Below are 26,450 nucleotides of genomic sequence, written 5' to 3'. Positions count from 1 at the left end.
GCCCGCGTCATCGTTAACGTCCTTCGCGAGCAGGCTCGCTCCTACATTTGATTTTCGGTGAACACCGATTTTTTGCCCAACCTGAAACCACTGTGGGAGCGAGCCTGCTCGCGATGGACTCAAGTGCAACGCGTTGATTCAGACAGCCCGCGTCATCGTTAACGCCCTTCGCGAGCGGGCTCGCTCCTACATTTGATTTTCGGTGAACACCGATTTTGTGACCGGCCTGAAACCACTGTGGGAGCGAGCCTGCTCGCGATGGACTCAAGTGCAACGCGTTGATTCAGACAGCCCGCGTCACCGTTAACGCCCATCGCGAGCAGGCTCGCTCCTACATTTGATTTTCGGTGAACACCGATTTTGTGACCGGCCTGAAACCACTGTGGGAGCGAGCCTGCTCGCGATGGACTCAGGCACGACGCGTTGATTCAGACAGCCCGCGTCATCGTTAACGTCCATCGCGAGCGGGCTCGCTCCTACAGGTTACTAGCTGCTCTTGTGCAACTTGCTCATCAACTCCGCCTCAGCCTGGGTCAAGCCGCAGGACTGGGTCAGTTCGTCGACACTGGCGCCCATTCCAACCAGTCGTGCCGCCTGGGCGAACGACAGGCTGGAAGGGTCGCGCTGTTCCAGCTGGGCCAGTTTGTCCGGCAAAGGCGCGACGATCGCGCGCAGTTCGTGCAGGTCTTCGCCCATGCGCACGCTGCCGTTCTGGTAATTGTCGACGCGCTTGGCCAGCTCCTTGATGCGCTGATCGCGCAGCGCATCACTCTGGGCCTGTTGCGCGGCAATCAGCCGCTGACCGCGAATGTACGCCAGAAACATTGCCAGCGTGCCTGCCCAAAACAGGAACAGGACAATGACCGCCACCTCAAGAATCAATCAGATACTCTCCAGTTCCGACCATTCTTCTTCGCTCATCATCTTGTCGAGTTCGACCAGGATCAGCAGTTCGTTGTTCTTGTTGCACACGCCTTGAATGAACTTGGCGGACTCTTCGTTACCCACGTTCGGCGCGGTTTCGATTTCCGACTGACGCAGGTAAACCACTTCGGCCACGCTGTCGACCATGATCCCGACCACTTGCTTGTCGGCTTCGATGATGACGATACGGGTGTTGTCGCTGATTTCGGCGTTCATCAGGCCGAAGCGCTGACGGGTGTCGATCACGGTGACCACGTTACCGCGCAGGTTGATGATGCCCAGCACGTAGCTCGGTGCACCCGGAACCGGAGCGATTTCGGTGTAGCGCAGGACTTCCTGAACGCGCATCACGTTGATGCCGTAGGTTTCGTTGTCCAGTTTGAAGGTTACCCATTGCAGGATCGGATCTTCGGAACCCTTTGCCGCCGTCGCCTTATCATTCATACCCTGACCCCTCAAGAAACCGCCCTAGCGGTGTTGTTCTGTTATGTAGGTTTGTGAGCCGGCTTGCTGCCGCCCATGTGCCTGGCCCCACCGCTGGCGATCAACTCGGCCAGCGCGGAAACGTCGAGCAATGCACACATGTGTTCAATCACGGTGCCCGCCAGCCATGGCCGTTGACCACGATGGCTGCGCCATTTGATTTCGTTCGGGTCCAGGCGCAACGAGTGGCTGACCTGATGCACCGCCAACCCCCACTCGTAGCCCTGGACCGAAATGACGTATTGCAGGCCCTGGCGGAAGTCATCGCGATAACGGTCGGGCATGACCCAACGCGCGGTGTCCAATACCTTCAGATTGCCCGCCTGGCTCGGCAGGATGCCGAGGAACCATTCCGGCTGGCCGAACAACGGCGTCAGTTCATGCCCCGCCAGCGGGTAGATCGACCCCAGGCACACCAGCGGCACCGCCAGGGTCAAACCGGCGACATCGAACAGCAGGCATTCGAACGGTTCGGCGGCCCAGGACGGACGACCATCGGTTTCCACCGGTGGCGGCGTGTTGGCCGGCGGCAGATGCACTTCGACGACCGGCGGCACCAAGGCTTGGTGCATTTCATCGGGTGGCGGGACCAGTGCCTGCAGCAACGGCGCGATGGTCGATACCGGCGCCAGAACGGGGGCCGGTGCTTCGAGCACGGCGACTGCAGGCTTCGGCACTGAAGGTGTCAGTTCCGGGGCAGCAGCGACGGCGGCTTTCTGTGCATCACGGGCCTGCTCTTCGAGCACGGCCGCCTGGAACTCATCCAGCGCAGCTTCGACTTCAATCGCTTCGACAACTTCGACGACTTCAGCAAGCGCTTGAACTTCAACCGGCAGTTCTTCGGTCGCCTCCATCAGCAAGCTGTCCAGATAAGACTGGAGCGCCAGTTGCGGACGCGAGGTGGTCTTCACTGGCCGATTCATGGCTGCCCCCTTGCAGGAGCGAGCTTGCTCGCGATGAAGGTATGAGCGCCGCGCATCCCCAGGAAGCCCGCGTTATCGTTGTCGTCCATCGCGAGCAAGCTCGCTCCTGCCGGGACTGGATTCATCTCACGCCACCTGCGGAACGAGTTGCGCCGCCAGCAAATGCTTGAGCAACGAACGGTAGGCCAGAACGCCCCGGCTTTTCCCGTCGAATTGCGAAGGCGTCAGCCCTGCCCGGCTGGCATCGCGCAATCGCGTGTCCACCGGAATGTAGCCTTGCCAGATGTCGTCAGGGAATTTGTCGCGCAGGACACGCAGCGTGCCCATAGACGCTTGCGTGCGGCGATCGAACAAGGTCGGCACGATGGTGAACGGCAGCGCCTGTTTGCGTGACCGGTTGATCATCGCCAGGGTGTTGACCATACGCTCCAGGCCTTTGACCGCCAGGTGTTCGGTCTGCACCGGGATCACCAACTGCTGGCTCGCCGCCAAGGCATTGACCATCAGCACGCCCAGCAATGGCGGGCTGTCGATCACCGCGTAGTCGAAGTCTTGCCACAACAGCGCCAGGCTCTTGGCAATCACCAGGCCCAGGCCACTCTGGCCCGGTGACTGACGCTCAAGGGTCGCCAGCGCCGTACTCGATGGCAGCAGGGAAATGCGTTCGTCGCTGGTGGACAGCAACAACTGGCCGGGCAAGCCCTCAGGCACGCTGCCCTTGTGCAGGAACAGGTCGTAGTTGCTGTGTTCCAGAGTGTCGGGGTCGTAACCGAAATAGCTGGTCATGGAGCCGTGGGGGTCGAGATCGACCACGACCACGCGCTTGCCCGCCTCGGCCAGTAATCCGGCTAAAGCGATAGAGGAAGTGGTTTTACCGACACCACCCTTTTGATTGGCGACTGCCCAGACTCTCATTCGGATTGTTCCTCCCGGCCGATTGGATCGACCGAGAAATAGCTCAACGTGTTAATGCGGGTGACGGAGAATTGACGGCTCCCTCTCGTCCCGGCGACTTGACCGGGGTCGGTGCAGTTTGTGTGCCAGCACGCTTCAACGCCGCATCCGGTTGTGCATGAGCGGTCCCCGTGCCGGTCAGGCTGCGTCGCACATCGAGATTGCGCGACACCACCAGCACCACCCGACGATTGCGCGCCCGGCCTTCTGCCGTGGCGTTATTGGCCACTGGCTGGAATTCGCCGTACCCCACCGACGCCAGGCGACCCGGGTTTACCCCCTGCATCGCGAGCATGCGCACGATACTGGCCGAACGGGCCGAAGACAGTTCCCAGTTGGTCGGGTACTGCGCCGTGCGAATCGGTTGATCGTCGGTGAAACCCTCGACATGAATCGGGTTGTCGAACGGCTTCAGAATCGCGGCGACCTTGTCGATGATGTTGAACGCGATGTCGCTGGGCATGGCGTCGCCACTGCCGAACAACAGGCTGGAATTGAGTTCGATCTCGACCCACAACTCGTTGCCGCGCACAGTCATCTGATTGGAGCTGATCAAGTCGCCGAACGCCGCACTGATGTCGTCGGCGATGCTTTTGAGTGGATCGCTGGTGCCAGCGACACCGGCATCGACCTGATCACTGTCCTGGACCAGTGGCTTGGCCGGAGTCACGGTCTTCGGTCGTTCTTCGCCGATCGGGATCGGTTTCAAGGAGCGATCGGCGTCGGTGAAGACACCGATCAGCGCTTGGGAAATAACCTTGTACTTGCCTTCGTTGATCGAAGAGATCGAGTACATCACCACGAAGAAGGCAAAGAGCAAGGTGATGAAGTCGGCGTAGGAAACCAGCCAACGTTCATGGTTTACATGCTCTTCATGCTGGCGACGGCGTGCCATCGTTCATTACCCCCATCAATCCATGAAGCCCTGAAGCTTCAACTCAATGGAGCGAGGGTTTTCACCTTCGGCGATCGACAGGATGCCTTCCAGCAGCATTTCGCGATAACGCGATTGACGCAGCGCGATGGACTTAAGTTTCGCGGCAATCGGCAACAGCACCAGGTTGGCACTGGCCACGCCATAGATGGTGGCGACGAAGGCCACGGCGATGCCGCTGCCCAGTTGCGACGGATCACCCAGGTTGCCCATGACGTGAATCAGGCCCATCACCGCACCGATGATGCCGATGGTGGGTGCGTAACCGCCCATGCTTTCGAAGACCTTGGCGGCTTCGATGTCACGGCTTTCCTGGGTATAGAAATCGACTTCCAGAATGCTGCGGATCGCTTCGGGTTCGGCACCGTCGACCAACAGTTGCAGGCCTTTGCGCGAGTAGTTGTCGGGTTCGGTGTCAGCCATGCCTTCCAGCCCGAGCAAGCCTTCCTTGCGCGCGGTCAGGCTCCAGTTAACGACACGGTCGACGCCACCGGCCAGATCGATGCGCGGCGGAAACAGAATCCACGCCAGAATCTGTATGGCGCGCTTGAAGGCACTCATCGGGGATTGCAGCAACGCCGCGCCGAGGGTCCCGCCGAGTACGATCAACGCCGCCGGGCCGTTGGCCAATGCACCGAGGTGACCGCCTTCGAGGAAGTTGCCACCAATGATGGCAACGAACGCCAGAATGATCCCGATCAGGCTGAGAACGTCCATCAGACACACGCCTCGACCAGGTGCCGGCCAATGTCGTCGAGGCTATACACAGCGTCAGCGAGCTCGGCCTTGACGATGGCCATCGGCATGCCGTAGATCACGCAGCTGGCTTCGTCCTGGGCCCAGATCGAACTGCCGCCCTGCTTGAGCAGGCGCGCACCTTCACGGCCGTCGGCCCCCATCCCGGTCAACACGACCGCCAGAACTTTGTCACCGTAGGACTTGGCTGCGGAACCGAAGGTGATGTCGACACAGGGTTTGTAGTTCAGACGCTCGTCGCCCGGCAGGATTTTCACTGCGCCACGACCGTCGATCATCATTTGCTTGCCACCCGGCGCCAGCAGCGCCAGGCCCGGACGCAAGATGTCGCCGTCCTCGGCTTCCTTGACACTGATGCGGCAGAGCTTGTCCAGACGCTCGGCGAATGCCTTGGTGAAGGCGGCGGGCATGTGCTGGATCAGCACGATCGGTGCAGGGAAATTGGCCGGCAACTGGGTCAACACCCGTTGCAGGGCAACCGGACCGCCGGTGGAGGTGCCGATGGCGACCAGTTTGTAGGCCTTGCGTTTTGGCGCAGGCGACGAAGGCGCGTGCGCAGGTGCACGAGCCGGAATCGGAGCCGGACGCGCAGGCACGTTGCCGCCGTAACTGCCAACGCTCGAAGGCGCGGGTGTCGGGGCGGGGGCCGCTACCGGTGGCGGTGCCGTGTAGGTGCTGATACGTCGGTTACTGCGCGAGATGCTGAGAATCTTCTCGCACAGCAGTTGCTTGACCTTCTCGGGATTGCGCGAAATGTCTTCGAAATTCTTCGGCAGGAAATCCACCGCGCCGGCGTCCAGCGCATCCAGGGTGACCCGGGCGCCTTCGTGGGTTAGCGAAGAAAACATCAAGACCGGAGTCGGGCAGCGCTGCATGATGTGCCGCACTGCTGTGATGCCATCCATCATCGGCATCTCGTAGTCCATGGTGATCACGTCCGGCTTGAGGGCCAGCGCCTGATCGATCGCCTCTTTTCCGTTGGTCGCCGTACCGACGACCTGGATATTCGAATCCGCTGCAAGAATTTCCGAGACGCGGCGGCGGAAAAACCCCGAATCATCCACCACCAGGACTTTGACTGCCATAAACACTCCGTTAGACAGAGCGAGGCTCAGTCGCCCCGCTCCATCAGAATCAAATACGCCGCGTGGCGTAACGCTTGAGCATGCTCGGAACATCGAGAATCAGCGCGATGCGACCGTCACCGGTAATGGTGGCGCCCGACATGCCTGGGGTTCCCTGGAGCATTTTGCCCAATGGCTTGATGACCACTTCTTCCTGGCCCACCAGTTGATCGACGACGAAGCCGATCCGCTGAGTGCCCACCGAAAGGATCACCACATGGCCCTCGCGCTGCTCTTCGTGAGCGGCGGAGCTGACCAGCCAGCGTTTGAGATAGAACAACGGCAGCGCCTTGTCCCGCACGATCACTACTTCCTGGCCGTCCACGACATTGGTGGTCGACAGGTCGAGGTGGAAAATCTCGTTGACGTTCACCAGCGGGAACGCGAACGCCTGGTTGCCGAGCATGACCATCAGCGTCGGCATGATCGCCAGGGTCAATGGCACCTTGATGACGATCTTCGAACCCTGGCCCTTGGCCGAGTAGATGTTGATCGAGCCGTTGAGCTGGGAAATCTTGGTTTTCACCACGTCCATGCCCACGCCACGACCCGACACGTCGGAGATCTCGGTCTTGGTCGAGAAGCCCGGGGCGAAGATCAGGTTGTAGCACTCGGTGTCGCTCAGGCGATCGGCCGCGTCCTTGTCCATCACGCCGCGTTTTACCGCGATGGAACGCAGGACGTTCGGGTCCATGCCCTTGCCGTCATCGGAGATCGACAGCAGGATGTGGTCGCCTTCCTGTTCCGCGGCCAGGATCACCTTGCCACCGCGGGCCTTGCCCGAGGCTTCGCGTTCTTCCGGCGACTCGATACCGTGGTCGACTGCGTTGCGTACCAAGTGGACCAACGGGTCCGCCAGGGCCTCGACGAGGTTCTTGTCGAGGTCGGTTTCTTCGCCGACCAGCTCCAGGTTGATCTCTTTCTTGAGCTGGCGAGCCAGGTCGCGAACCAGACGCGGGAAGCGCCCGAAGACTTTCTTGATCGGTTGCATCCGGGTCTTCATGACCGCGGTCTGCAGATCGGCGGTGACCACATCGAGGTTCGACACAGCCTTGGACATGGCCTCATCGGCGCTGTTGGCACCCAGGCGAACCAGGCGGTTACGCACCAACACCAATTCGCCGACCATGTTCATGATTTCGTCGAGACGTGCGGTGTCGACCCGCACGGTTGTCTCTGCTTCACTGGCCGGCTTTTCGTGCGCCGGGGCCGGGGTCGCGGCACGGGCCGGAGCCGGTGCAGCGGCTGGCGCCGGTGCTTCGGCCTTGGGCTCGCTAGCCTTCGCCACCGGTTTCGGTGCCGCGGCCTTGGCCACCGGCGTCGCCACCGAAGCACTGGTGCCGGCAGCACTGGCACCGGTAGCAGTACCGACTTCAGTGAACTTGCCTTTGCCGTGCAATTCGTCGAGCAGCGATTCGAACTCGTGATCGGTGATCAGATCGCTGCCCGCTGCGGCGGCGTTTGGCGCTGCTGGCGTCGGTACCGAAGCGATGGCCGACTCCAGCGCATCGACAGCAAAGTTGCCCTTGCCGTGCAACTGATCGAGCAAGGCTTCGAATTCGTCGTCGGTGATATCGGAGCTGTCGCCCGCCTCTTTCGGGGCTTGCGGTTCCGCAGGCGCCGTCACCGCATCGACGGCGAACTGACCTTTACCGTGCAGTTGATCGAGCAACGACTCGAACTCGGCATCGGTGATTTCGTCACTGGCGGCGGCAGCGCCGTCCGGTGCTGGAGCAGCTGCTGGCGCTTCCGCCTGGGCCTTGACGGCATTCAGCGAGTCCAGCAGTTGTTCGAATTCATTGTCGGTGATGTCGCCCGCGCCGCTTTCGGCAACAGGCTCTTCCATCACTTCGGCGACAGGCGCGGGAGCAGCCTCGTCAGCCGATTGCGGCTCGGCCAGACGGGCCAGCGCCGCAAGCAATTCGGGTGTGGCCGCCGTGATCGGGCTGCGTTCACGGACTTCGCCGAACATGCCGTTCACCGCGTCCAGTGCTTCGAGAACCACGTCCATCAATTCCGAGTCAACGCGACGCTCGCCCTTGCGCAGGATGTCGAACACGTTCTCGGCGATGTGACAGCACTCCACCAGCTCATTGAGCTGAAGGAAGCCGGCGCCCCCTTTTACAGTGTGAAAACCGCGAAAAATTGCATTGAGCAAGTCCGCATCATCCGGCCGGCTTTCCAGCTCGACCAGTTGCTCGGACAGTTGCTCTAGAATCTCGCCGGCCTCAACCAGGAAATCCTGAAGGATCTCTTCATCGGCGCCGAAGCTCATTAAGGGGGTGCTCCTACAGGTCTAAAAACCCAAAAAACCTAAAATTCTAAAACGCTAAAATCCCAGGCTGGATAACAAATCGTCCACATCGTCCTGACCGGACACAACGTCTTCTCTTTTATCGGCATGAATCTGCGGACCTTCACCCTGAGAGAGATGTTTTTGTGGATCTTTTTCTGCAAGCATCGCTTCACGGTCATGTTCGATGCCCGCGAAGCGGTCCACCTGACTGGCCATGAGCACGAGCTTGAGCAGGTTGCTTTCGACTTCGGTGACCAGAAGGGTCACACGCTTGATCACCTGACCGGTGAGGTCCTGGTAATCCTGGGCAAGCAGGATGTCGTTCAGGTTGCTCGACACCGCGCGGTTGTCTGCGCTGCTGCGCGACAGGAACCCGTCGACTCGCCGGGCCAGCTCGCGGAACTCTTCAGCCCCGACTTCGCGACGCATGAACCGCCCCCAGTCCGTGCTCAAGGCCTGGGCTTCATCAGCCAGGCTGTTGACCAGCGGCGTGGCGGTTTCCACCAGGTCCATGGTGCGGTTGGCTGCGGCCTCGGTCAGCTTGACCACATAACCCAGACGCTCGGTGGCATCGGTGATCTGTGACACCTCCTCGGCTTGCGGCATGTGCGGGTCAATCTGGAAATTGACAATCGCACTATGCAGCTCGCGGGTGAGCTTGCCCACTTCCTGGTACAGGCCGCGGTCACGGGTCTGGTTGAGCTCATGGATCAATTGCACAGCATCGCCGAACCTGCCTTTTTCAAGGCTCGCGACCAGTTCGACGGCGTGTTTTTTCAGGGTCGATTCAAAATCGCCCTGCGATGATTCGTTATGTCCCATAGCTCCCCCGTGGCGCAGTTCAACCGATGCGTTCGAAAATCTTCTCGATTTTTTCTTTCAACGCCTGGGCAGTGAAGGGTTTGACCACATAGCCGTTAACGCCCGCCTGGGCCGCTTCGATGATCTGCTCGCGCTTGGCTTCAGCGGTCACCATCAACACGGGCAGATGCTTGAGCTTTTCATCGGCACGCACGTGGCGCAGCAGATCGATACCGGTCATGCCAGGCATGTTCCAGTCCGTCACCAGAAAGTCGATGCTCCCGCTGTTGAGAACCGGAATGGCAGTAGTGCCATCGTCGGCCTCGACCGTGTTGGTGAACCCAAGGTCACGCAACAGGTTTTTTATGATCCGCCGCATCGTTGAGAAGTCATCAACGATGAGGATTTTCATGTTCTTGTCCAATTCGACCTCCAAGCAGACTAAAACGCGCCCAGCACCTGGACGCGCCATTTCAATCAATCTGGCAAAGCACTCAATGACAGTCTGGAGTACAACGGATCGAGACCGGCGCGGCTAATACCCCACCAGTCACGTCGCAGTGCCCCCACACTGCCTTCAGCGCGCTCGCCACTCTCCCAAACGCCCCCGCAAGCGGGCCGCGCACTGGCTGTGTAACTGGCTGACCCGAGATTCGCTAACCCCCAGGACCTCACCGATTTCCTTGAGATTCAACTCTTCGTCGTAGTACAGCGCCAACACCAGTCGCTCGCGCTCCGGCAAATTGGCAATCGCATCCGCCAGCGCCGCCTGGAAGCGTTCATCTTCCAGATCGCGTGACGGCTCGAGATGAGCACTCGCGCCATCCTCGTGCAGCCCTTCGTGTTCGCCGTCCTGCAACAGATCGTCGAAGCTGAACAACCGGCTGCCCAGGGTGTCGTTCAAAATCCCGTAATAATCGTCGAGACTCAATTGGAGTTCGGCCGCAACTTCGTGATCTTTAGCGTCACGGCCGGTTTTAGCTTCAATCGAGCGAATTGCGTCGCTGACCATGCGCGTGTTGCGGTGAACCGAACGAGGCGCCCAGTCCCCCTTGCGCACTTCATCGAGCATGGCGCCGCGGATTCGTATGCCCGCGTACGTTTCGAAACTCGCGCCTTTGCTGGCGTCGTATTTGGCCGACACTTCCAGCAGGCCGATCATCCCGGCCTGGATCAGGTCTTCGACCTGGACACTGGCCGGCAGGCGCGCCAGCAAATGGTAGGCAATGCGTTTAACCAGTGGCGCGTAACGCTCGATCAACTCGTACTGCGCGTCACGTGCCGACTTCTTGTACAGGTTGTAACCGCTGGCGGTCATAGCACGGGTCCTGCCGTTTGTTGCACGAGGCGCTCAACGAAAAACTCCAGGTGTCCGCGCGGGTTGGCAGGCAGCGGCCAGGTGTCGACTTTCTGGGCGATGGCCTTGAACGCCAGCGAGCACTTGGAGCGCGGGAACGCTTCGTAGACGGCACGTTGCTTCTGCACGGCCTTGCGCACGCTTTCGTCGTAAGGCACGGCACCGACATATTGCAGGGCGACGTCGAGAAAGCGATCCGTGACCTTGGTCAGCTTGGCGAACAGATTGCGGCCTTCCTGCGGGCTCTGCGCCATGTTGGCCAGGACCCGGAAACGGTTCATGCCGTAATCGCGGTTGAGCAATTTGATCAAGGCGTAGGCGTCGGTGATCGAAGTCGGCTCGTCGCAGACCACCAGCAAGACTTCCTGCGCCGCGCGGACAAAACTGACTACCGAGTCACCAATGCCCGCAGCGGTGTCGATCACCAGTACGTCGAGGTTGTCGCCGATGTCGCTGAAAGCCTGGATCAGGCCGGCGTGTTGCGCCGGACTCAGATGAACCATGCTCTGGGTGCCGGACGCGGCCGGAACGATGCGGATGCCGCCCGGCCCCTGCAGCAGGACGTCGCGCAATTCGCACCGGCCTTCGATCACGTCGGCCAGGGTACGTTTGGGTGTCAGGCCCAGGAGAACGTCGACGTTCGCCAGCCCCAGGTCGGCGTCCAGCAGCATGACGCGACGGCCAAGCTCAGCTAAAGCCAGGGACAAGTTCACTGACACGTTAGTCTTCCCGACGCCACCTTTGCCGCCGGTCACCGCGATCACCTGTACGGGATGCATGCTGCCCATGTTATTTCTTTACCTTGTCTTGCATAGACGGAGGCCACATTACTGGCTGCGCGTTCTCAACCGGAACAATGCATGGCAGACCATCGATGTAGGTACAAAAACTATTCATTTTTACCTCAGCCAACCTGCTTGGTCGGACTGTGGTAGATGTCAGCGAACATGTCAGCCATGGCTTCTTCGCTGGGTTCTTCCTGCATTTGCACGCTAACGGCGCGACTGACCAACTGATGACGACGCGGCAGATGCAAATCATCCGGAATCCGCGGGCCATCGGTCAGGTACGCCACCGGCAGTTCATGACTGATGGCCAGGCTCAACACCTCGCCCAGGCTGGCCGTTTCATCCAGTTTAGTCAGGATGCAGCCCGCGAGCCCGCAGCGCTTGTAACTGTGATAAGCGGCGGTTAGAACCTGTTTCTGGCTGGTGGTTGCCAGAACCAGATAATTTTTCGATTTGATGCCCCGACCGGCCAGGCTTTCGAGCTGCATGCGCAGGGCCGGATCACTGGCCTGCAGGCCGGCGGTATCGATCAGCACCACGCGCTTGCGCAGCAATGGATCCAGCGCCTGCACCAGGGATTGCCCCGGATCGACATGGGTCACCGACACATTGAGAATCCGACCAAGGGTCTTGAGCTGCTCCTGGGCACCGATGCGGAAGCTGTCCATGCTCACCAGCGCGATGTTCTGCGGGCCGTACTTGAGCACGTAACGAGCGGCCAGCTTGGCCAGGGTGGTGGTCTTGCCCATGCCGGCGGGGCCGACCATGGCAATCACACCGCCCTCTTCCAGCGGCTCCATTTCCGGCGTAGCGATCATCCGCGCCAGGTGCGCCAGCAGCATGCGCCAGGCCTGACGGGGTTCGTCGATATCGGTGATCAGCGCCAGCAGATCCCGCGACAACGGGCCGGACAGGCCGATGCGCTGCAAACGGCGCCACAGGTTCGCCTGATCCGGACGGCTGCCTTGCAGCTGATTCCAGGCCAGGGAGCCGAGCTGTACTTCCATCAGTTCACGCAGGCTGTTGAGTTCGAAACGCATGGAGTCCAACGCCCGCGGGTCCACACCACTCGACGCTGGCGCAGCGGCGGGTGCAGGACGACGGGGTTCGGCATACGTCGGTTCGATCAACGGCTCGGCGGCGGTCAACGGCAGGCCGGCGAACAATTGACGATTGATGCCAATGTCGCTCTCGCCATCGCCTCGCAGGCTCAATTCAGCCTGGGCGGTGACGATCCGCGATTGCGTCTTGCGCAGCTCGTCCTCGAGTTCCATGTTCGGCACACGCGGGGCCAGCGCCGACAGCTTGTAATCCAGGGCAGCCGTGAGTTCGACACCACCGGCGATACGGCGGTTGCCAATGATGGCTGCGTCGGCGCCCAGCTCATCACGAACCAGCTTCATGGCCTGACGCATATCGGCGGCGAAAAAACGCTTAACTTGCATAAACCACTACCTCAGCCGTTGGGCCCTACTGTCGCAACGATGGTCACTTGCTTGTTGTCAGGGATTTCCTGGTAAGCCAACACGTGCAAACCCGGGACTGCCAGCCGGCCAAATCGCGAAAGCATCGCGCGAACCGGTCCAGCGACCAGCAGAATCACCGGTTGACCTTGCATCTCTTGACGCTGCGCCGCATCGATCAACGAGCGCTGCAGCTTCTCAGCCATGCTTGGCTCCAGCAGAACGCCCTCTTCAGAGCCTTGTCCTGCCTTCTGCAGACTATTGAGCAATATTTGTTCCAACCTTGGCTCCAGAGTGATAACCGGTAGCTCCGACTCAGTGCCTACAATGCTTTGGACGATTGCGCGGGATACGCCGACGCGCACGGCGGCCACCAAGGCGGCAGTATCTTGACTCTTGGCGGCATTGTTCGCGATGGCTTCGGCGATGCTGCGGATGTCCCGCACCGGCACCTGCTCGGCCAACAGCGCCTGCAGCACCTTGAGCAACTGCGACAGCGAAACCACGCCCGGCACCAGCTCTTCCGCCAGCTTTGGCGAGCTTTTGGCCAGCAACTGCATGAGTTGCTGCACTTCCTCGTGGCCGATCAGCTCGCTCGAATGCTTGTACAAAATCTGGTTCAAGTGGGTTGCCACTACTGTACTGGCATCGACCACGGTATAGCCGAGGGATTGCGCCTGTGCACGCTGGCTGATTTCGATCCAGACCGCCTCCAGGCCAAAAGCCGGATCTTTGGCGGTGATGCCATTGAGCGTCCCGTAGACCTGCCCCGGGTTAATCGCCAACTCGCGCTCCGGGTAAATTTCCGCCTCGGCCAGGATCACCCCCATGAGGGTCAAGCGATAGGCACTGGGTGCCAGGTCGAGGTTGTCACGTATATGCACGGTGGGCATCAGGAACCCGAGGTCCTGAGAAAGCTTCTTGCGCACGCCCTTGATTCGCGCGAGCAACTGGCCACCCTGGTTTCGGTCCACCAGCGGGATCAGGCGGTAGCCCACTTCCAGGCCGATCATGTCGATAGGCGTCACATCGTCCCAACCCAGCTCCTTGGTTTCCTGGGCGCGAGCCGGCGAAGGCAACAGTTCTTGCTGACGCTTGACCTCTTGCAGCGCCTGGACCTTGGCCACGCTCTGCTTCTTCCAGAACAGGTAGGCGCCGCCTGCCGCCAGGGCCGCCATGCTCAGGAACGAGAAATGCGGCATGCCGGGCACCAGGCCCATGACCGCCATCAAGCCAGCGGCCACCGCCAGTGCCTTGGGCGAAGCGAACATCTGGCGATTGATCTGCTTGCCCATGTCTTCCGAACCGGAAGCACGGGTCACCATGATCGCGGCAGCGGTCGACAACAACAGTGATGGCAATTGCGCCACCAAACCGTCACCGATGGTCAACAGCGCGTACACCTTGCCGGCATCGGCAAAGTTCATGTTGTGCTGGAAGATCCCGACCGCCATGCCGCCGATCAGGTTGATGAACAGAATCAGCAGGCCGGCAATGGCGTCACCGCGAACAAACTTGCTGGCACCGTCCATGGAACCGTAGAACTCGGCTTCCTGGGCCACTTCCATCCGGCGCAGCTTGGCTTGGTTCTGATCGATCAGGCCGGCGTTGAGGTCGGCGTCGATGGCCATTTGTTTACCGGGCATCGCATCCAGGGTGAAACGCGCGCTGACCTCGGAGATGCGTCCGGCACCCTTGGTCACCACGACGAAGTTGATGATCATCAGAATCGCGAACACCACGATACCGACCACGTAGTTACCGCCGATCACCACCTCACCGAAAGCCTGGATCACCTTGCCGGCAGCGGCGTGGCCGTCCTGGCCATGGAGCATCACCACCCGCGTGGAGGCCACGTTCAACGCCAGCCGCAACAACGTCGCCACCAGCAGAATGGTCGGGAACACCGCGAAATCCAGCGGCCGCAAGGCGTACACGCACACCAGCAGCACGACGATCGACAGGGCAATGTTGAAAGTGAAGAACACATCGAGCAGGAACGGCGGCACCGGCAACATCATCATCGCCAGCATGACCAGCAGCAACAGCGGCACACCCAGGTTGCCTCGACTGAGGTCAGCGATATTGCTGCGGGCACTGTTGATTAACTGAGAGCGATCCACCGGTTTTCCCCGTTCCTTTAAAGCAAACTTTTGACGCCTGAAGCGGGCGCAGGGCGGCTACTGCAAGAAGCCTTCCAACTTTTGCGAAGGGAGAAACAGATGGTTTTTTTCACGGGGCTATGGGTGGCCTGGACGGACGTGAACAGGGGCGACGCTCACGGACTATCAGTTCTGCTAGTACCCGACCTCGGCACCTGCGCAGATACTCAAGCTCTCCATTTTTTATCTGCGGAGTAAGCCAATGACCACCCCATCCACAACCCTGCGCTGCCAATATCGCTATGATCCGCTGGATCGACTGGTCCACCAGACACAACCTGATACACCGGTCCATCAGCGCTTCTACTGCAAAAGCCGCCTGGCGACCGAAATTCAAGGCACAACAAAGCATTCGATCATTCAGCACGACGACCTTCTGCTGGCTCAGCAGCAACGCGAGGGCGATGAACTCGATACCACGCTGCTGGCCACTGACCTGCAACGTTCGGTGCTGCATACCCTCAAGAAAGGCACTCAGCCGCGCCCCATCGCCTATTCCCCCTACGGCCATCGCCCGGCATCCAGTGGCTTGCTCAGCCTGCTGGGCTTCAACGGCGAACGGCCGGACCCGGTGACCGGGTGTTATTTATTGGGGAATGGGTATCGGGCGTTTAATCCGGTGTTGATGCGGTTCAATAGTCCGGATAGTTGGAGTCCGTTCGAACGGGGCGGTTTTAATTCGTATACGTATTGTGGCGGAGATCCCTTGAATCGGACAGATACAACAGGGCATAGCTGGTTTAATGTTTTTTTGAAAAAAGTCATACAAACAATGCCTTACACCGCTGACGACCATGACATCCACCACATCATAAATAAGTTAACCACCACCGCAACAAAAAAAAACATCAACATACTAGAAACATTGCCCCCGGAGCTTGCCCATGTCGCCGAAGAAAGGTTAATTGGATTTGCAACTCTCCACGAGAGCAATAAAATCAATAGAGCGCACAGTAAAATCAATCATTTATTGGAAGCGCCAGAGTTCGTTGGAAAATCTGAGCGCCTGGAAAAGCTGACAGCGAAGGTTGACAAAAGAATCAAGATACTTGAGTACCTCAAAAAACACACAGACATGACGAGAAGCGACGACCTAACGAGAATCAGCATTGAAAACCGAGCTTTGGAACACTCAAACTTGAAAAAACGTCTATACGAATCGCGTCCCCCTTCATACGGCAGCCTTTTTCCAAACACTCAGCATCCGACCTCATCCATACGAGACATTCGCAGCTGACGAATAATAAATATGAAGCTTTATTCTAAATAACTGTCGCGATTACCGCAGGCACTTCATGAAGACAGCAAAACGAAAAAATCATTGAATGAATGGCATAACGACGCGAGACTAAGCGGGCCGCTATTGACGCATCAACTGCGAATCACGACGAAGGTGAAGCACTCATACATCCCGCCGCAAATCCGGCGGAATCGGCAAATCATCCTTAAGCGGCTCCGGCCGCTTTCCTTTGCCTGCGCGGTATTGGCGAATCTGATAAACGTAAGCCAGCACCTGCGCCACCGCCAGATACAACCCTCCCGGAATTTCCTGCTCAAGCTCCGTCGAGTAGTAGATCGATCGCGCCAACGCCGGCGACTCCAGCAACAGGATCTCGTTGGCCGCCGCGATTTCGCGGATTTTCAGGGCCAGGAAGTCGCTGCCCTTGGCGATCAGCATCGGCGCTCCGCCCTTGTCCGGATCGTATTTGAGCGCCACGGCGTAGTGGGTCGGGTTGGTGATGACCACGTCTGCCTGGGGAATTGCCGCCATCATCCGCCGCTGGGACATATCGCGCTGCAGCTGGCGAATCCGCTGCTTGACCTCTGGCCGGCCTTCCTGATCCTTGTGTTCGTCGCGGATTTCCTGCTTGGTCATCAGCAGTTTCTTGTGGCTTTCCCAAAGCTGCACCGGGACATCCACGGCGGCGATGATGATCAGCCCGCAAGCCATCCACAAGGTGCTCCAGCCCACCACTTGCAGACTGTGGATGATCGCCATTTCCAGCGGTTCATGGGCGATGCGCAACAAGTCGTCGATGTCGGAGGACAACACCGCCAGGGCCACGAACAGGACGATGATGAACTTGGCCAGGGCCTTGAGCAGTTCCACCAGCGCCTTGGCGGAAAACATGCGCTTGAGGCCCGGACCGGGGTTCAGGCGACTGAATTTGGGCGCCATGGACCCTGCGGCAAACAACCAGCCACCGAGGGAAATCGGTCCGATAATCGCCGCCAGCACCATCGCAATCATGAATGGCTGAATCGACCACAGCGCGATTTTCCCTGAATGCATGAGGTAGGTGGCCATGGATCGTTGATCCAGAATCACCTCCCGCGGCAGCGAGAAATTCAGGCGCATCAGCTCCATCATGTCTTGCGCCATGACCCCGCCGAAAATCAGCAGCGCACTGGCACCAACAAGCATGATGGCCAGGGTGTTCAGCTCCTTGGAGCGGGCAATCTCGCCCTTCTCCCGGGCGTCCCTTTTCTTTTTCTCCGTGGGGTCTTCTGTTTTGTCCTGACCGCTTTCGCTCTCTGCCATGACTCAGCGCGCCTGTGCCAGTTCGCGTAAAAACTGCAAGGCCTCGGAGGCCATCGGTTGATACTGGTTGAGAATGTCCGCCAGCCCGACCCAGACGATAAACAGCCCGAGCACCAGCGTCAGCGGAAAACCAATGGAGAAAATGTTCAATTGCGGCGCCGCCCGGGTCATCACGCCAAAGGCGATGTTGATCACCAGCAACGCCGTGATCGCCGGCAACACCAGCAGTAGCGCCGCACCAAGCACCCAGCCGAGCTTGCCGGCCAGCTCCCAGTAATGATTGACGGTCAAGCCGCTACCGACCGGCAGCGTGGTGAAGCTTTCGGTCAACACTTCGAACACCACCAGATGGCCGTTCATCGCCAGGAACATCAGGGTCACCAGCATGGTGAAGAATTGCCCGATCACCGCCACCGACACACCATTGGTGGGGTCGACCATGGAGGCGAAGCCCATGCCCATCTGAATGGCGACGATTTGCCCCGCCACGACGAAGGCCTGGAAGAACAACTGCAACGAGAAGCCCATTACGGCGCCGATGAGGATCTGCTCGGCGATCAGCAGCAACCCGCTCAAGTCCAGCGCATGCACCGGCGGCATGGGGGGCAGGCCCGGCGCGATGACCACGGTGATCGCCACGGCGAAATACAGGCGTATCCGCCGGGGCACCAGGGTCGTGCCGAAAACCGGCATGACCATCAGCAGCGACCCCACGCGAAACAGTGGCAACATGAATGCCGCCACCCAGGTGCTGATCTGGGTGTCGGTCAATGCGAGCAGCGACATGGTTTAACCAATGACCTGCGGAATACTGCCGTACAACTGCTGGATGTACTCCATGAAGGTCTGCACCAACCACGGACCGGCGACGATCAGCGTCACCAGCATCACCAACAGTCGCGGCAAAAAGCTCAGGGTCTGTTCGTTGATCTGGGTGGCGGCCTGGAACATCGCCACCAACAGACCCACCAGCAAACTCGGGATGACCAGCACGGCCACCATCATGGTGGTCAACCATAGCGCTTCGCGGAAGATATCGACGGCGACTTCAGGCGTCATGGCGACACACCGCCAAAACTGCTGGCCAGGGTGCCGATGATCAACGCCCAGCCATCCACCAGTACAAACAGCATGATTTTGAACGGCAGGGAAATGATCAGGGGCGACAGCATCATCATACCCATGGCCATCAGCACACTGGCCACGACCAGGTCGATGATCAGGAACGGAATGAAGATCATGAAGCCGATCTGAAACGCGGTTTTGAGCTCCGACGTCACGAATGCCGGCACCAGGATGGTCAGTGGCGCCTGATCAGGCGTGGCAATGTCGGTGCGCTTGGACAGGCGCATGAACAGCTCCAGATCGCTGGTGCGGGTCTGGGCGAGCATGAAGTCCTTGATCGGCACCTGGGCCTTGGCCACGGCATCCTGGGCGGTGAGTTTTTCCGCCAGGTATGGCTGCAAGGCATCCTGGTTAACGCGATCGAACACCGGCGCCATGATGAACAGGGTCAGGAACAGCGCCATGCCCGTGAGAATCTGGTTCGACGGCGTCTGCTGCAGGCCAAGGGCCTGACGCAGGATCGAAAAGACGATGATGATCCGGGTGAAACTGGTCATCAGCATGACGAACGCCGGGATGAAACTCAGCGCGGTCATGATCAGCAGGATCTGCAGGCTGACCGAGTACTCCTGCGCGCCCTGGGCATTGGTGCCCAGGGTAATCGCCGGGATCGATAACGGATCGGCGGCGAACGCCAGCGGCGCGGCCAGCATCAGCGCCAGCGTCAAGACGATGCGTAACGCACCCATTACTTCTTATCCTTCTGATCCTTGCCCAACAGCTCCATCAGGCGCTGGGCAAACTCGGGGGTCGTCGACTCGGTACTGGGCACTTGCACCGGCTCCTTGAGCACATGCAACGCCGTGATGGTGCCAGGGCTCAGACCCAGGAGAATCTGCTCGCTGCCGACTTGCACCAGCATCAAACGGTCACGCGGGCCCAGGGCACGGGAACCGATCAGTTCGATCACCTGCCCCTTGCCGGCCGGTCCGGCCTGCTGGACCCGACGCAACAGCCAGGCGAGGAAAAAAATCAGCCCCAGCACCAGCAGCAAGCCGAATACCAGTTGCGTCAATTGCCCGGCCACGCCGCTGCCGACCGCAGGTACGGCAGCAGCGTTCGCAACCGTCGCCACCGGTTCGGCCGCCAGCACGCTGAGCGGCAACGCCAGCACAAACCCCAGAAGCCTTTTCACTCAGCGCAGCTTCTTGATGCGTTCGCTTGGGCTGATCACGTCGGTCAGGCGGATGCCGAACTTCTCGTTGACCACCACCACTTCGCCGTGGGCAATCAGCGTGCCGTTGACCAACACGTCCAGAGGCTCACCGGCCAGACGATCGAGCTCGATCACCGAACCCTGGTTGAGCTGCAGCAGGTTGCGGATGTTGATGTCGGTGCTGCCGACTTCCATGGAGATCGACACCGGAATGTCGAGGATCACGTCCAGGTTCGGCCCCTCGAGGCTAACCGGCTCGTTGCTTTTCGGCGAGCTGCCGAACTCTTCCATGGGCAAGCGATTGGATGACGAACTGGCCGCATCGGCGGCCAGCAAGGCATCGATGTCGTCCTGCCCGGCATCACCGGTTTCTTCCAGGGCCGCAGCCCATTCGTCCGCCAGCGCCTGGTCGTCCTGGGTATTCATGTCGTTTGCCATCTCGTGTTCCTCGGCAGGCAACCATTCGATTGGAAGCCGTCAGTTAAAAGCGAATGTTTAGGGCGCCTGTCAGCGGCGTTCGATCGGCTCGATCACCTGCAACGCGAGGTTGCCTTTGTGCGAGCCCATCTTGACCTTGAAGGCCGGCACACCGTTGGCGCGCATGATCATCTCTTCCGGCATTTCCACCGGGATCACGTCCCCCGGCTGCATGTGCAGGATGTCGCGCAGGCGCAGCTGGCGACGGGCAACCGTGGCGCCGATTGGCACGTCGACATCCATTACGTCCTGGCGCAATGCATTGACCCAACGCTCGTCCTGATCGTCGAGGTCCGACTGGAAACCGGCGTCGAGCATTTCGCGCACCGGCTCGATCATCGAGTACGGCATGGTCACGTGCAGGTCACCGCCACCGCCATCGAGTTCGATGTGGAAGGTCGAGACCACAATGGCTTCGCTCGGACCGACGATGTTGGCCATGGCCGGGTTCACTTCCGAGTTGATGTACTCGAAGTTCACTTCCATGATCGCCTGCCAGGCCTCCTTCAGATCGACGAAGGCCTGTTCCAGCACCATGCGCACGACACGCAGCTCGGTCGGGGTGAATTCACGACCTTCGATCTTCGCGTGACGGCCGTCACCACCAAAGAAGTTGTCCACCAGCTTGAACACCAGCTTGGCGTCGAGGATGAACAGCGCGGTACCGCGCAGCGGCTTGATCTTGACCAGGTTGAGACTGGTCGGCACGTACAGCGAGTGCACGTATTCGCCGAATTTCATCACCTGCACGCCACCGACCGCCACGTCTGCCGAGCGGCGCAGCATGTTGAACATGCTGATGCGTGTGTAGCGGGCGAAACGCTCGTTGATCATTTCCAGGGTCGGCATGCGTCCACGGACGATGCGATCCTGGCTGGTCAGGTCATAGCTTTTGACGCTGCCGGGCTCGGCAACGGTATCGGTCTGTACCAGACCATCGTCGACGCCATGCAACAGCGCGTCGATCTCATCCTGGGACAGCAGGTCCTGCACGGCCATGTCGTGTTCCTACTGCAGTACGAAATTAGTGAAAAGCAACTGTTCGACGACCACTTTGCCAAGTTCTTTCTGCGCCACTTCCTGGACGCTGGCCGTGGCCTTCTGGCGCAACATTTCCTGGCCGACCGGCGACGCGAGCGTGGCGAAGTCTTGCCCGGAGAACAGCATGACCAGGTTATTGCGGATCACTGGCATGTGCACCTTGAGTGCATCCAGATCAGCCTGGTTGCGGGCGAGCATGGTGATGCTCACTTGCATGTAGCGTTGACGACCGTTCTGGTTGAAGTTGGCCACGAACGCCGGCGCCATGGATTCGAAAATCGCGGGCTGCTTGCCGACCGGGGCGGTTTCAGCCACGGCAACAGGCTTGCTCTGGTTACTGTGCATGAAGTACCAGGTCGCCCCCACGGACAAGCCGATCGCCAGCAGCAGGGCCACCACGATCAAGATAATCAGCTTGAGTTTGCCTTTGGTTGCGGGGTCTTTTACTGCTGCGTCGCTCTTCGCCATGCCAATAATCCGTCACTATTCGGGTTTTCACAGTCGCACGGCAAGGCAAGAGCAAGTGTTATGCCAGAAGTATCGGAATGGAGATGGGTGGGGATGCATACGATCTGAAGCACGCCGCAACACCCTGTGGGAGCGGGCTTGCCCGCGATGGCGGTGTAACAATCAACGAACATGCTGAATGTTATGACCTCATCGCGGGCAAGCGCGCTCCCACAGGGTTATGTATCTGGCGGGATCAGGCGTAGTAGTCGACGGCACTGGAGCCGATCACGCTGGTCGTTGTCGCAGCCACTTCAGCCACGCTCGAGGCGATATCGTCATCCACGGAGTCGAGGCGGCCACCACTGGCACTGGTACGCCCACTCTGCCCTTGATGGGCCTGATCCTGTCCTTGCTGCGATCCACGGGACTGATCGGACACGTTGACATCGACCTGCCCCATGCCCTGCTGCGCGAACATGTCGCGTAACCGATGCATCTGCCCGTCGAGCGCTTCGCGAACAGCCGGATGAGCGCTCATGAACGTCACCTGGGTCTGTTGATCCGGCACCATGTTGACCCGAATGTCGAGGCGCCCCAGTTCCGCCGGCTGCAGCTGAATGTCAGCCGCCTTCAGATTGGCACTCGACAGGTACATGACACGATTGACCACTTCGTCGGTCCAGCCACTCTGATGCATCGCGATCGGCTGGTTCACGGGCAATGCGTTGGCCGTTTTCGGCGTGGCGGCCTGAGTCAACGCCGCCAGACGGTTGGCGAAATCATCAACCCGAGTGTCGCTGCTGGCGGATTTGAGATCCTTCAGACCGTCATCGATCAGACCACTGAACGCCTTGTCCCCACCCTGGCTGGTGCTGTCCTTGTCGGCTTGCACTTCAAGCATGCTCGCCATACCGGCGGCAAAACTCTGTGCCGAGGTCGGCTCTCCATCAGCCTGCGCCTGTGCGGAGGTCGATGCCGCTTTCGGCTGCGCCTGACTGGATGCGGAAACGTGGCCGCTCTGCTCCATCGCCATGCGAACAGCCGGTAACGCGTCAAGGGGATCGGCTTCGGGATCGAAATCAGGGGTCGTGGTCGCGGCGGCCGCCGTTGTTGTCGCAGGCGCTGCCACCGTTGCGGCGACTGGCGCTTCAGCCGATGGCTGTACAGTTTCAGCCACTGGCGGCGTTGTCGGCACAGGTGCGGTCACCTCCGGCTGCACGGCCTGCATCATGGCCGGATCGAGCGCCGGGTCAACTGGCACTGTATCGGCAGCCAGGGTCTGCGTGGCATCCGAAGCATTATCGCTGGCGACCTTGTCATCGCCCTGCGCCGGTTTATCGGCGGGCAAGGTTTTGCCGCTATCGGCAACCGTCGGTTCCGGGGCGGCAGATTTATCGCCGGCGATGTCTTTTTTTCCGGCTTTGTCGGGCGTTGTTTCGCGTGCCGGCTTGGCCGGTCCGCCTGCCGCGGCAGCCGGTTTGTTCTCGGCTTGCCTGGCGTAGAGCTGCGCGAAGCTGGAGGCCTTGTCCCCGGGCTCAGCGGTTGGCGCCGTGGAATTGGCGGCAGCTTGAGTCTTGGCCTGCGCGGCGGCCTGAAGAAGTGAATTGGGGGTAACGGGCATGAAACGGTCTCCGCTGCACTGGGATCGTAGGTACAGTTGGGGGAGATTGCTGCAAGGGTCGCGCCAGTTTTGTTCAAACGGCGCCTTTATTAGCGCCGAATGATCAAACTGGCGGAGAGCGAACGCCGTCGCTCTTCCTCATAGAGCGGTCGAACGAACGCGAATTCGCGATCGATTTCCGCGACAAGCGCCTCGGCGCCTGAAAGATTTTGCCCTTGCGCCTTCAGCTCCAGCTCATGACACAGGTCAGCCAGACGAATCGCGCCCATGTTGCTGCTGCTGCCCTTGAAGCTGTGAGCGGTCTCAAGGAACTGCGTAGCGTTGGCGGCCTGTTTCAGCAGCTGCAAGCGCTGTTCGGAATCAGCGAGAAAGGTATCCACCAGGATCGGATACTCGCCCTCCATGACCTCTTGCAACGCGCTAAGCACGTCCGGGTCGAGATGTTTATCTGCCACTTGCTCACTCCTTGATCAAGAATGCGCGGATTATGCCAGAGCCTCCCAGTAAAACTCCACGCGGGCACTACGACCCTCGTCGGACCAGCTGGCATTGCGCCCCAACTGGCGGATCAGACTGATTCCGCGTCCCGACAGACGGACAGGATCCAGAGGGCGTTCCAGCACCCGCTCGATATCGAATCCCTTGCCGCTGTCTTCGACGCAAATCGCCAGGCAACCACCCTCGCCCTCTGGCGTGACCTGCAAATGCACCCGGACAAAACCGTCCTGCAACTCATCCAGGCGCACATTCCGCTGTTGGTAGTAGCGGGTAAAACCCGAAGCATCGCGCTTGAGGCCTGAATCCAGGCCCAGCACACCATGCTCCAACGCATTGGAATACAACTCGGCCAGCACGCTGTAGAGCGCCCCGCTTTGCGCACGCAGACCGTGAACCTCCAGCAGCAATTGCAGCAAATAGGGCAACGGATTGAAGCGCTTGAGGGTGGCGGCACGAAATTCGAAACTCACCGACCAGTCCAGCGGGCAGGATTGACCGCTGTCGGAGTAGACCACGGCGGGCGGATTCAGCCGTGCGGGCTCCAACAGGCTGATTTCGACCATGCTCACGTCGTCGCGCGCTTCGCCGCCAAAGTCCCGCAGCGCCCGCTCGATCTCTTCGAACAGTGCATCCGGCTGACGATTGAGCGCAAACACCTCTTGCAGTCGCTGCACGCCAAACAGCTGTTCGTTAGCATCGCAGGTGTCGATCACTCCGTCGGAGAGCAGGAATACCCGATCCCCGAGCGCCATCGGAAACACTTCAGTGCGATCATCAAAGGCTTGCGGACTCAGCACGCCGAGGGGCAAATGGCGGGCAGTCAGGGGCGTTCGTTCGCCAGTGGCCATGCTGTGCAGGTAGCCGTCCGGCATGCCGCCATTCCAGACCTCCACCGAACGTCGCTGAACACTCAGGCACAGCAGCGTTGCGCAGCAGAACATGTCCACCGGCAGGATGCGTTTGAGCTTGGCATTCATCTCGCGCAAGGTTTCCGCCAGGCCATAGCCCTTGGCGGTCATGCCGTAAAAGACTTCAGCCAGGGGCATCGCACCGACGGCAGCCGGCAAACCGTGGCCGGTGAAATCACCGAGCAACACATGCATGTCACCCGCCGGGGTGAATGCGGCCAATAACAGATCGCCGTTGAACAGTGCGTAGGGCGATTGCAGGTAACGGATATTAGGGGCGTTGAGGCAGCCAGAATGGGCCACCTTGTCGAACACGGCCTTCGCCACCCGCTGCTCGTTGAGCAAATACTCGTGGTGCCGGGCGATCTGATCGCGCTGCTGCAGCACGGTGGCCTGCAATCGTCGCAATCGGTCCATCGCCTTGATCTTGGCCGAGAGAATCACCTGGTTGTAAGGCTTTGCCAGAAAGTCGTCGCCGCCCACTTCCAGGCAACGGGCCAGGGCTTCGCTTTCGGACAATGACGTGAGAAAGATGATCGGCACCAGGTTTTCCCCCGCCAGCGCCTTGATCTGCCGGGCGGCTTCGAAGCCATCCATCACCGGCATCATTGCGTCCATCAATACCAGTTGCGGACATTGCAGGCGAAAGACTTCGACCGCTTCGGCACCGTTGGCCGCGGTCAGCACCTGATGCCCCTGGCGACGAACGATGCTCGACAACAGCATGCGATCCGCCGCGCTGTCTTCGGCAATCAGAATCGTCAGCGATTCGAGTGCAGGCTGCACGGCGATCAACTGATGTCGAACAGTTTGTCGAAATTGGAAATCGCGAGGATTTTCTTCACATCGGAACTGCTGTTGACGACGCGAATATCGGAGTTTTCGCCACCGGCATGATCCCTAAGCAGCAACAACATCCCCAACGCCGAACTATCGAGATAAGTCGCCTCTTTCAGGTCGACTACAACGGAACTCGGCATGGCGCCATCGGGCAGTTCATAGGAGTTGCGAAATTCTCGGTGCTTGGCGAAATCGAATCGTCCCTTGACCGATATCGTCAGCTTTTGTCCATCCGCAGAGATTTCTGTAACAACTGACATGTCATGGCTTCCTTGTCATTGGGGAACCGGCTTGTACAAGGTTTAGCATTTGGTAACAGTTGGGGCAAGGCCGGAAAATGGTGCCGTCCATCAGATCGCCATCGCGGCTCATCTTTTCAATACGCATCCTGGCGCGGCAAGCGCTGGGACAACTCATCCAGCAGCTTTTGTTCGCGCTTGTCTTCGAGCACCCGCGCTTCATCCGCGTAGCGTTGCACCAGTTTGCGCAAACCTTCGACCCGGGCAAATGCCTGCTGCCAGGTTTCCCGTGCCTTGTTCAGGTTGTTCTGGTGCCAGGCCAGGCTTTGTCGCTGCTGATCGATGGCCGTGCCCAGTTGCGCCAGAAAGCCCTGATAGCCCAGCAGCCATTGGCCCGACACGCCGCCACTGCCGCGCACGATCCATTGTTCTTGATAATCGAGACGAAAGGCTTCGAGGTCGGCGAGTTTGCTTTCCGCCAGACGCACCTGCCCCTGAAAGTGCCCCAGACGCTGGGCTGCGGTTTTCTCGGCCTTTTCGGCCATTCCCACCACGGGGGCCAGGCGCCCTGCCCGGGTCTGGGCCATG

28 protein-coding genes are annotated in these 26,450 nt (G+C 59.8%); 1 reads left to right on the top strand and 27 read right to left on the bottom strand.

Annotated elements, in window-relative coordinates:
• Positions 1 to 486: 486 nt before the first annotated feature.
• The 14 genes from JQF37_RS20575 to flhA form a co-directional block, all read right to left on the bottom strand.
• Positions 487 to 882, bottom strand: a complete 396-nt coding sequence (locus tag JQF37_RS20575; RefSeq protein ID WP_103402497.1) for a DUF2802 domain-containing protein — start codon at positions 880 to 882, stop codon at positions 487 to 489.
• Positions 883 to 1,368 carry a chemotaxis protein CheW gene (locus JQF37_RS20570; protein ID WP_007980742.1) on the bottom strand — a complete coding sequence of 162 codons (486 nt, stop codon included), beginning with the start codon at positions 1,366 to 1,368 and terminating at the stop codon, positions 883 to 885.
• 41 nt (positions 1,369 to 1,409) lie between these two features.
• Positions 1,410 to 2,330 carry a chemotaxis protein CheW gene (locus JQF37_RS20565; protein ID WP_130203772.1) on the bottom strand — a complete coding sequence of 307 codons (921 nt, stop codon included), beginning with the start codon at positions 2,328 to 2,330 and terminating at the stop codon, positions 1,410 to 1,412.
• Positions 2,331 to 2,456: 126 nt separating this feature from the next.
• A complete protein-coding gene (locus tag JQF37_RS20560; RefSeq protein ID WP_204149759.1) occupies positions 2,457 to 3,245 on the bottom strand; it encodes a ParA family protein in 789 nt (262 codons plus the stop codon).
• Positions 3,246 to 3,288: 43 nt separating this feature from the next.
• On the bottom strand, positions 3,289 to 4,179 hold the full coding sequence (motD, locus tag JQF37_RS20555) for a flagellar motor protein MotD (protein ID WP_130203774.1): 891 nt from the start codon (positions 4,177 to 4,179) through the stop codon (positions 3,289 to 3,291).
• Positions 4,180 to 4,194: 15 nt separating this feature from the next.
• Positions 4,195 to 4,935 carry a flagellar motor protein gene (locus tag JQF37_RS20550; protein ID WP_130203775.1) on the bottom strand — a complete coding sequence of 247 codons (741 nt, stop codon included), beginning with the start codon at positions 4,933 to 4,935 and terminating at the stop codon, positions 4,195 to 4,197.
• Entirely contained in the window at positions 4,935 to 6,059 is a 1,125-nt protein-coding gene (locus JQF37_RS20545; RefSeq protein WP_130203776.1) for a chemotaxis response regulator protein-glutamate methylesterase, read from the bottom strand. The genes JQF37_RS20550 and JQF37_RS20545 overlap by 1 nt, the downstream gene beginning before the upstream one ends.
• A gap of 49 nt (positions 6,060 to 6,108) precedes the next feature.
• On the bottom strand, positions 6,109 to 8,373 hold the full coding sequence (locus tag JQF37_RS20540) for a chemotaxis protein CheA (protein ID WP_130203777.1): 2,265 nt from the start codon (positions 8,371 to 8,373) through the stop codon (positions 6,109 to 6,111).
• Between the two features lie 54 nt (positions 8,374 to 8,427).
• Positions 8,428 to 9,216 carry a protein phosphatase CheZ gene (locus JQF37_RS20535; protein ID WP_047531959.1) on the bottom strand — a complete coding sequence of 263 codons (789 nt, stop codon included), beginning with the start codon at positions 9,214 to 9,216 and terminating at the stop codon, positions 8,428 to 8,430.
• Positions 9,217 to 9,235: 19 nt separating this feature from the next.
• Positions 9,236 to 9,607 (bottom strand): chemotaxis response regulator CheY, encoded by a 372-nt coding sequence (locus JQF37_RS20530; RefSeq protein ID WP_003183998.1) that lies wholly within the window; start codon positions 9,605 to 9,607, stop codon positions 9,236 to 9,238.
• A 165-nt stretch (positions 9,608 to 9,772) separates the two neighbouring features.
• The gene (gene fliA / locus JQF37_RS20525; protein WP_047531963.1) at positions 9,773 to 10,513 is read right to left on the bottom strand and encodes an RNA polymerase sigma factor FliA; all 741 of its coding nucleotides are present in this window, start codon (positions 10,511 to 10,513) and stop codon (positions 9,773 to 9,775) included.
• A complete protein-coding gene (fleN, locus tag JQF37_RS20520; protein ID WP_008001746.1) occupies positions 10,510 to 11,340 on the bottom strand; it encodes a flagellar synthesis regulator FleN in 831 nt (276 codons plus the stop codon). The genes fliA and fleN overlap by 4 nt, the downstream gene beginning before the upstream one ends.
• A 116-nt stretch (positions 11,341 to 11,456) precedes the next feature.
• Positions 11,457 to 12,785, bottom strand: a complete 1,329-nt coding sequence (flhF, locus tag JQF37_RS20515; RefSeq protein WP_130203778.1) for a flagellar biosynthesis protein FlhF — start codon at positions 12,783 to 12,785, stop codon at positions 11,457 to 11,459.
• A gap of 11 nt (positions 12,786 to 12,796) precedes the next feature.
• A complete protein-coding gene (flhA, locus tag JQF37_RS20510; RefSeq protein WP_198132644.1) occupies positions 12,797 to 14,926 on the bottom strand; it encodes a flagellar biosynthesis protein FlhA in 2,130 nt (709 codons plus the stop codon).
• A gap of 241 nt (positions 14,927 to 15,167) precedes the next feature.
• Between flhA and JQF37_RS20505 the strand changes: the two genes are divergently transcribed.
• Positions 15,168 to 16,202 (top strand): RHS repeat-associated core domain-containing protein, encoded by a 1,035-nt coding sequence (locus JQF37_RS20505; protein WP_130203780.1) that lies wholly within the window; start codon positions 15,168 to 15,170, stop codon positions 16,200 to 16,202.
• A 165-nt stretch (positions 16,203 to 16,367) separates the two neighbouring features.
• Here the strand turns inward: JQF37_RS20505 and flhB are convergent, their stop codons facing one another.
• The 13 genes from flhB to fliJ all read right to left on the bottom strand — a co-directional run bounded on the left by flhB (position 16,368) and on the right by fliJ (position 26,449).
• Positions 16,368 to 17,507: a flagellar biosynthesis protein FlhB gene (flhB, locus tag JQF37_RS20500; RefSeq protein WP_130203781.1), complete on the bottom strand. Its 1,140-nt coding sequence runs from the start codon at positions 17,505 to 17,507 to the stop codon at positions 16,368 to 16,370.
• Positions 17,508 to 17,510: 3 nt separating this feature from the next.
• Positions 17,511 to 18,293, bottom strand: a complete 783-nt coding sequence (gene fliR / locus JQF37_RS20495; RefSeq protein ID WP_130203782.1) for a flagellar biosynthetic protein FliR — start codon at positions 18,291 to 18,293, stop codon at positions 17,511 to 17,513.
• 3 nt (positions 18,294 to 18,296) lie between these two features.
• Positions 18,297 to 18,566 carry a flagellar biosynthesis protein FliQ gene (fliQ, locus tag JQF37_RS20490; protein ID WP_103402486.1) on the bottom strand — a complete coding sequence of 90 codons (270 nt, stop codon included), beginning with the start codon at positions 18,564 to 18,566 and terminating at the stop codon, positions 18,297 to 18,299.
• Positions 18,563 to 19,321 (bottom strand): flagellar type III secretion system pore protein FliP, encoded by a 759-nt coding sequence (gene fliP, locus JQF37_RS20485; RefSeq protein WP_090324267.1) that lies wholly within the window; start codon positions 19,319 to 19,321, stop codon positions 18,563 to 18,565. The genes fliQ and fliP overlap by 4 nt, the downstream gene beginning before the upstream one ends.
• On the bottom strand, positions 19,321 to 19,767 hold the full coding sequence (gene fliO, locus JQF37_RS20480; protein WP_130203783.1) for a flagellar biosynthetic protein FliO: 447 nt from the start codon (positions 19,765 to 19,767) through the stop codon (positions 19,321 to 19,323). The genes fliP and fliO overlap by 1 nt, the downstream gene beginning before the upstream one ends.
• Positions 19,768 to 20,226 (bottom strand): flagellar motor switch protein FliN, encoded by a 459-nt coding sequence (fliN, locus tag JQF37_RS20475; RefSeq protein WP_103402483.1) that lies wholly within the window; start codon positions 20,224 to 20,226, stop codon positions 19,768 to 19,770.
• Between the two features lie 69 nt (positions 20,227 to 20,295).
• Positions 20,296 to 21,264, bottom strand: a complete 969-nt coding sequence (gene fliM, locus JQF37_RS20470) for a flagellar motor switch protein FliM (protein WP_047531984.1) — start codon at positions 21,262 to 21,264, stop codon at positions 20,296 to 20,298.
• A gap of 9 nt (positions 21,265 to 21,273) precedes the next feature.
• The gene (gene fliL, locus JQF37_RS20465) at positions 21,274 to 21,774 is read right to left on the bottom strand and encodes a flagellar basal body-associated protein FliL (protein ID WP_103402482.1); all 501 of its coding nucleotides are present in this window, start codon (positions 21,772 to 21,774) and stop codon (positions 21,274 to 21,276) included.
• A 235-nt stretch (positions 21,775 to 22,009) separates the two neighbouring features.
• Positions 22,010 to 23,377, bottom strand: coding sequence for a flagellar hook-length control protein FliK (locus tag JQF37_RS20460; protein ID WP_130203784.1), 1,368 nt, complete (start codon positions 23,375 to 23,377; stop codon positions 22,010 to 22,012).
• A gap of 89 nt (positions 23,378 to 23,466) precedes the next feature.
• Positions 23,467 to 23,832 carry an Hpt domain-containing protein gene (locus JQF37_RS20455; RefSeq protein WP_130203785.1) on the bottom strand — a complete coding sequence of 122 codons (366 nt, stop codon included), beginning with the start codon at positions 23,830 to 23,832 and terminating at the stop codon, positions 23,467 to 23,469.
• A gap of 30 nt (positions 23,833 to 23,862) precedes the next feature.
• Positions 23,863 to 25,569: a fused response regulator/phosphatase gene (locus JQF37_RS20450; RefSeq protein WP_130203786.1), complete on the bottom strand. Its 1,707-nt coding sequence runs from the start codon at positions 25,567 to 25,569 to the stop codon at positions 23,863 to 23,865.
• A 5-nt stretch (positions 25,570 to 25,574) separates the two neighbouring features.
• A complete protein-coding gene (locus tag JQF37_RS20445) occupies positions 25,575 to 25,883 on the bottom strand; it encodes an STAS domain-containing protein (RefSeq protein WP_130203787.1) in 309 nt (102 codons plus the stop codon).
• Between the two features lie 116 nt (positions 25,884 to 25,999).
• Positions 26,000 to 26,449 carry a flagellar export protein FliJ gene (gene fliJ / locus JQF37_RS20440; protein ID WP_103402478.1) on the bottom strand — a complete coding sequence of 150 codons (450 nt, stop codon included), beginning with the start codon at positions 26,447 to 26,449 and terminating at the stop codon, positions 26,000 to 26,002.
• Between the last annotated feature and the right edge of the window lies 1 nt (position 26,450).

Origin of the sequence: Pseudomonas sp. MIL9 (assembly GCF_016887925.1) — a bacterium.
GTDB lineage: Bacteria > Pseudomonadota > Gammaproteobacteria > Pseudomonadales > Pseudomonadaceae > Aquipseudomonas > Aquipseudomonas mohnii.
The sequence above is the reverse complement of the archived record's forward strand: the minus strand, read 5'-3'. Positions and strand labels throughout refer to the sequence as shown.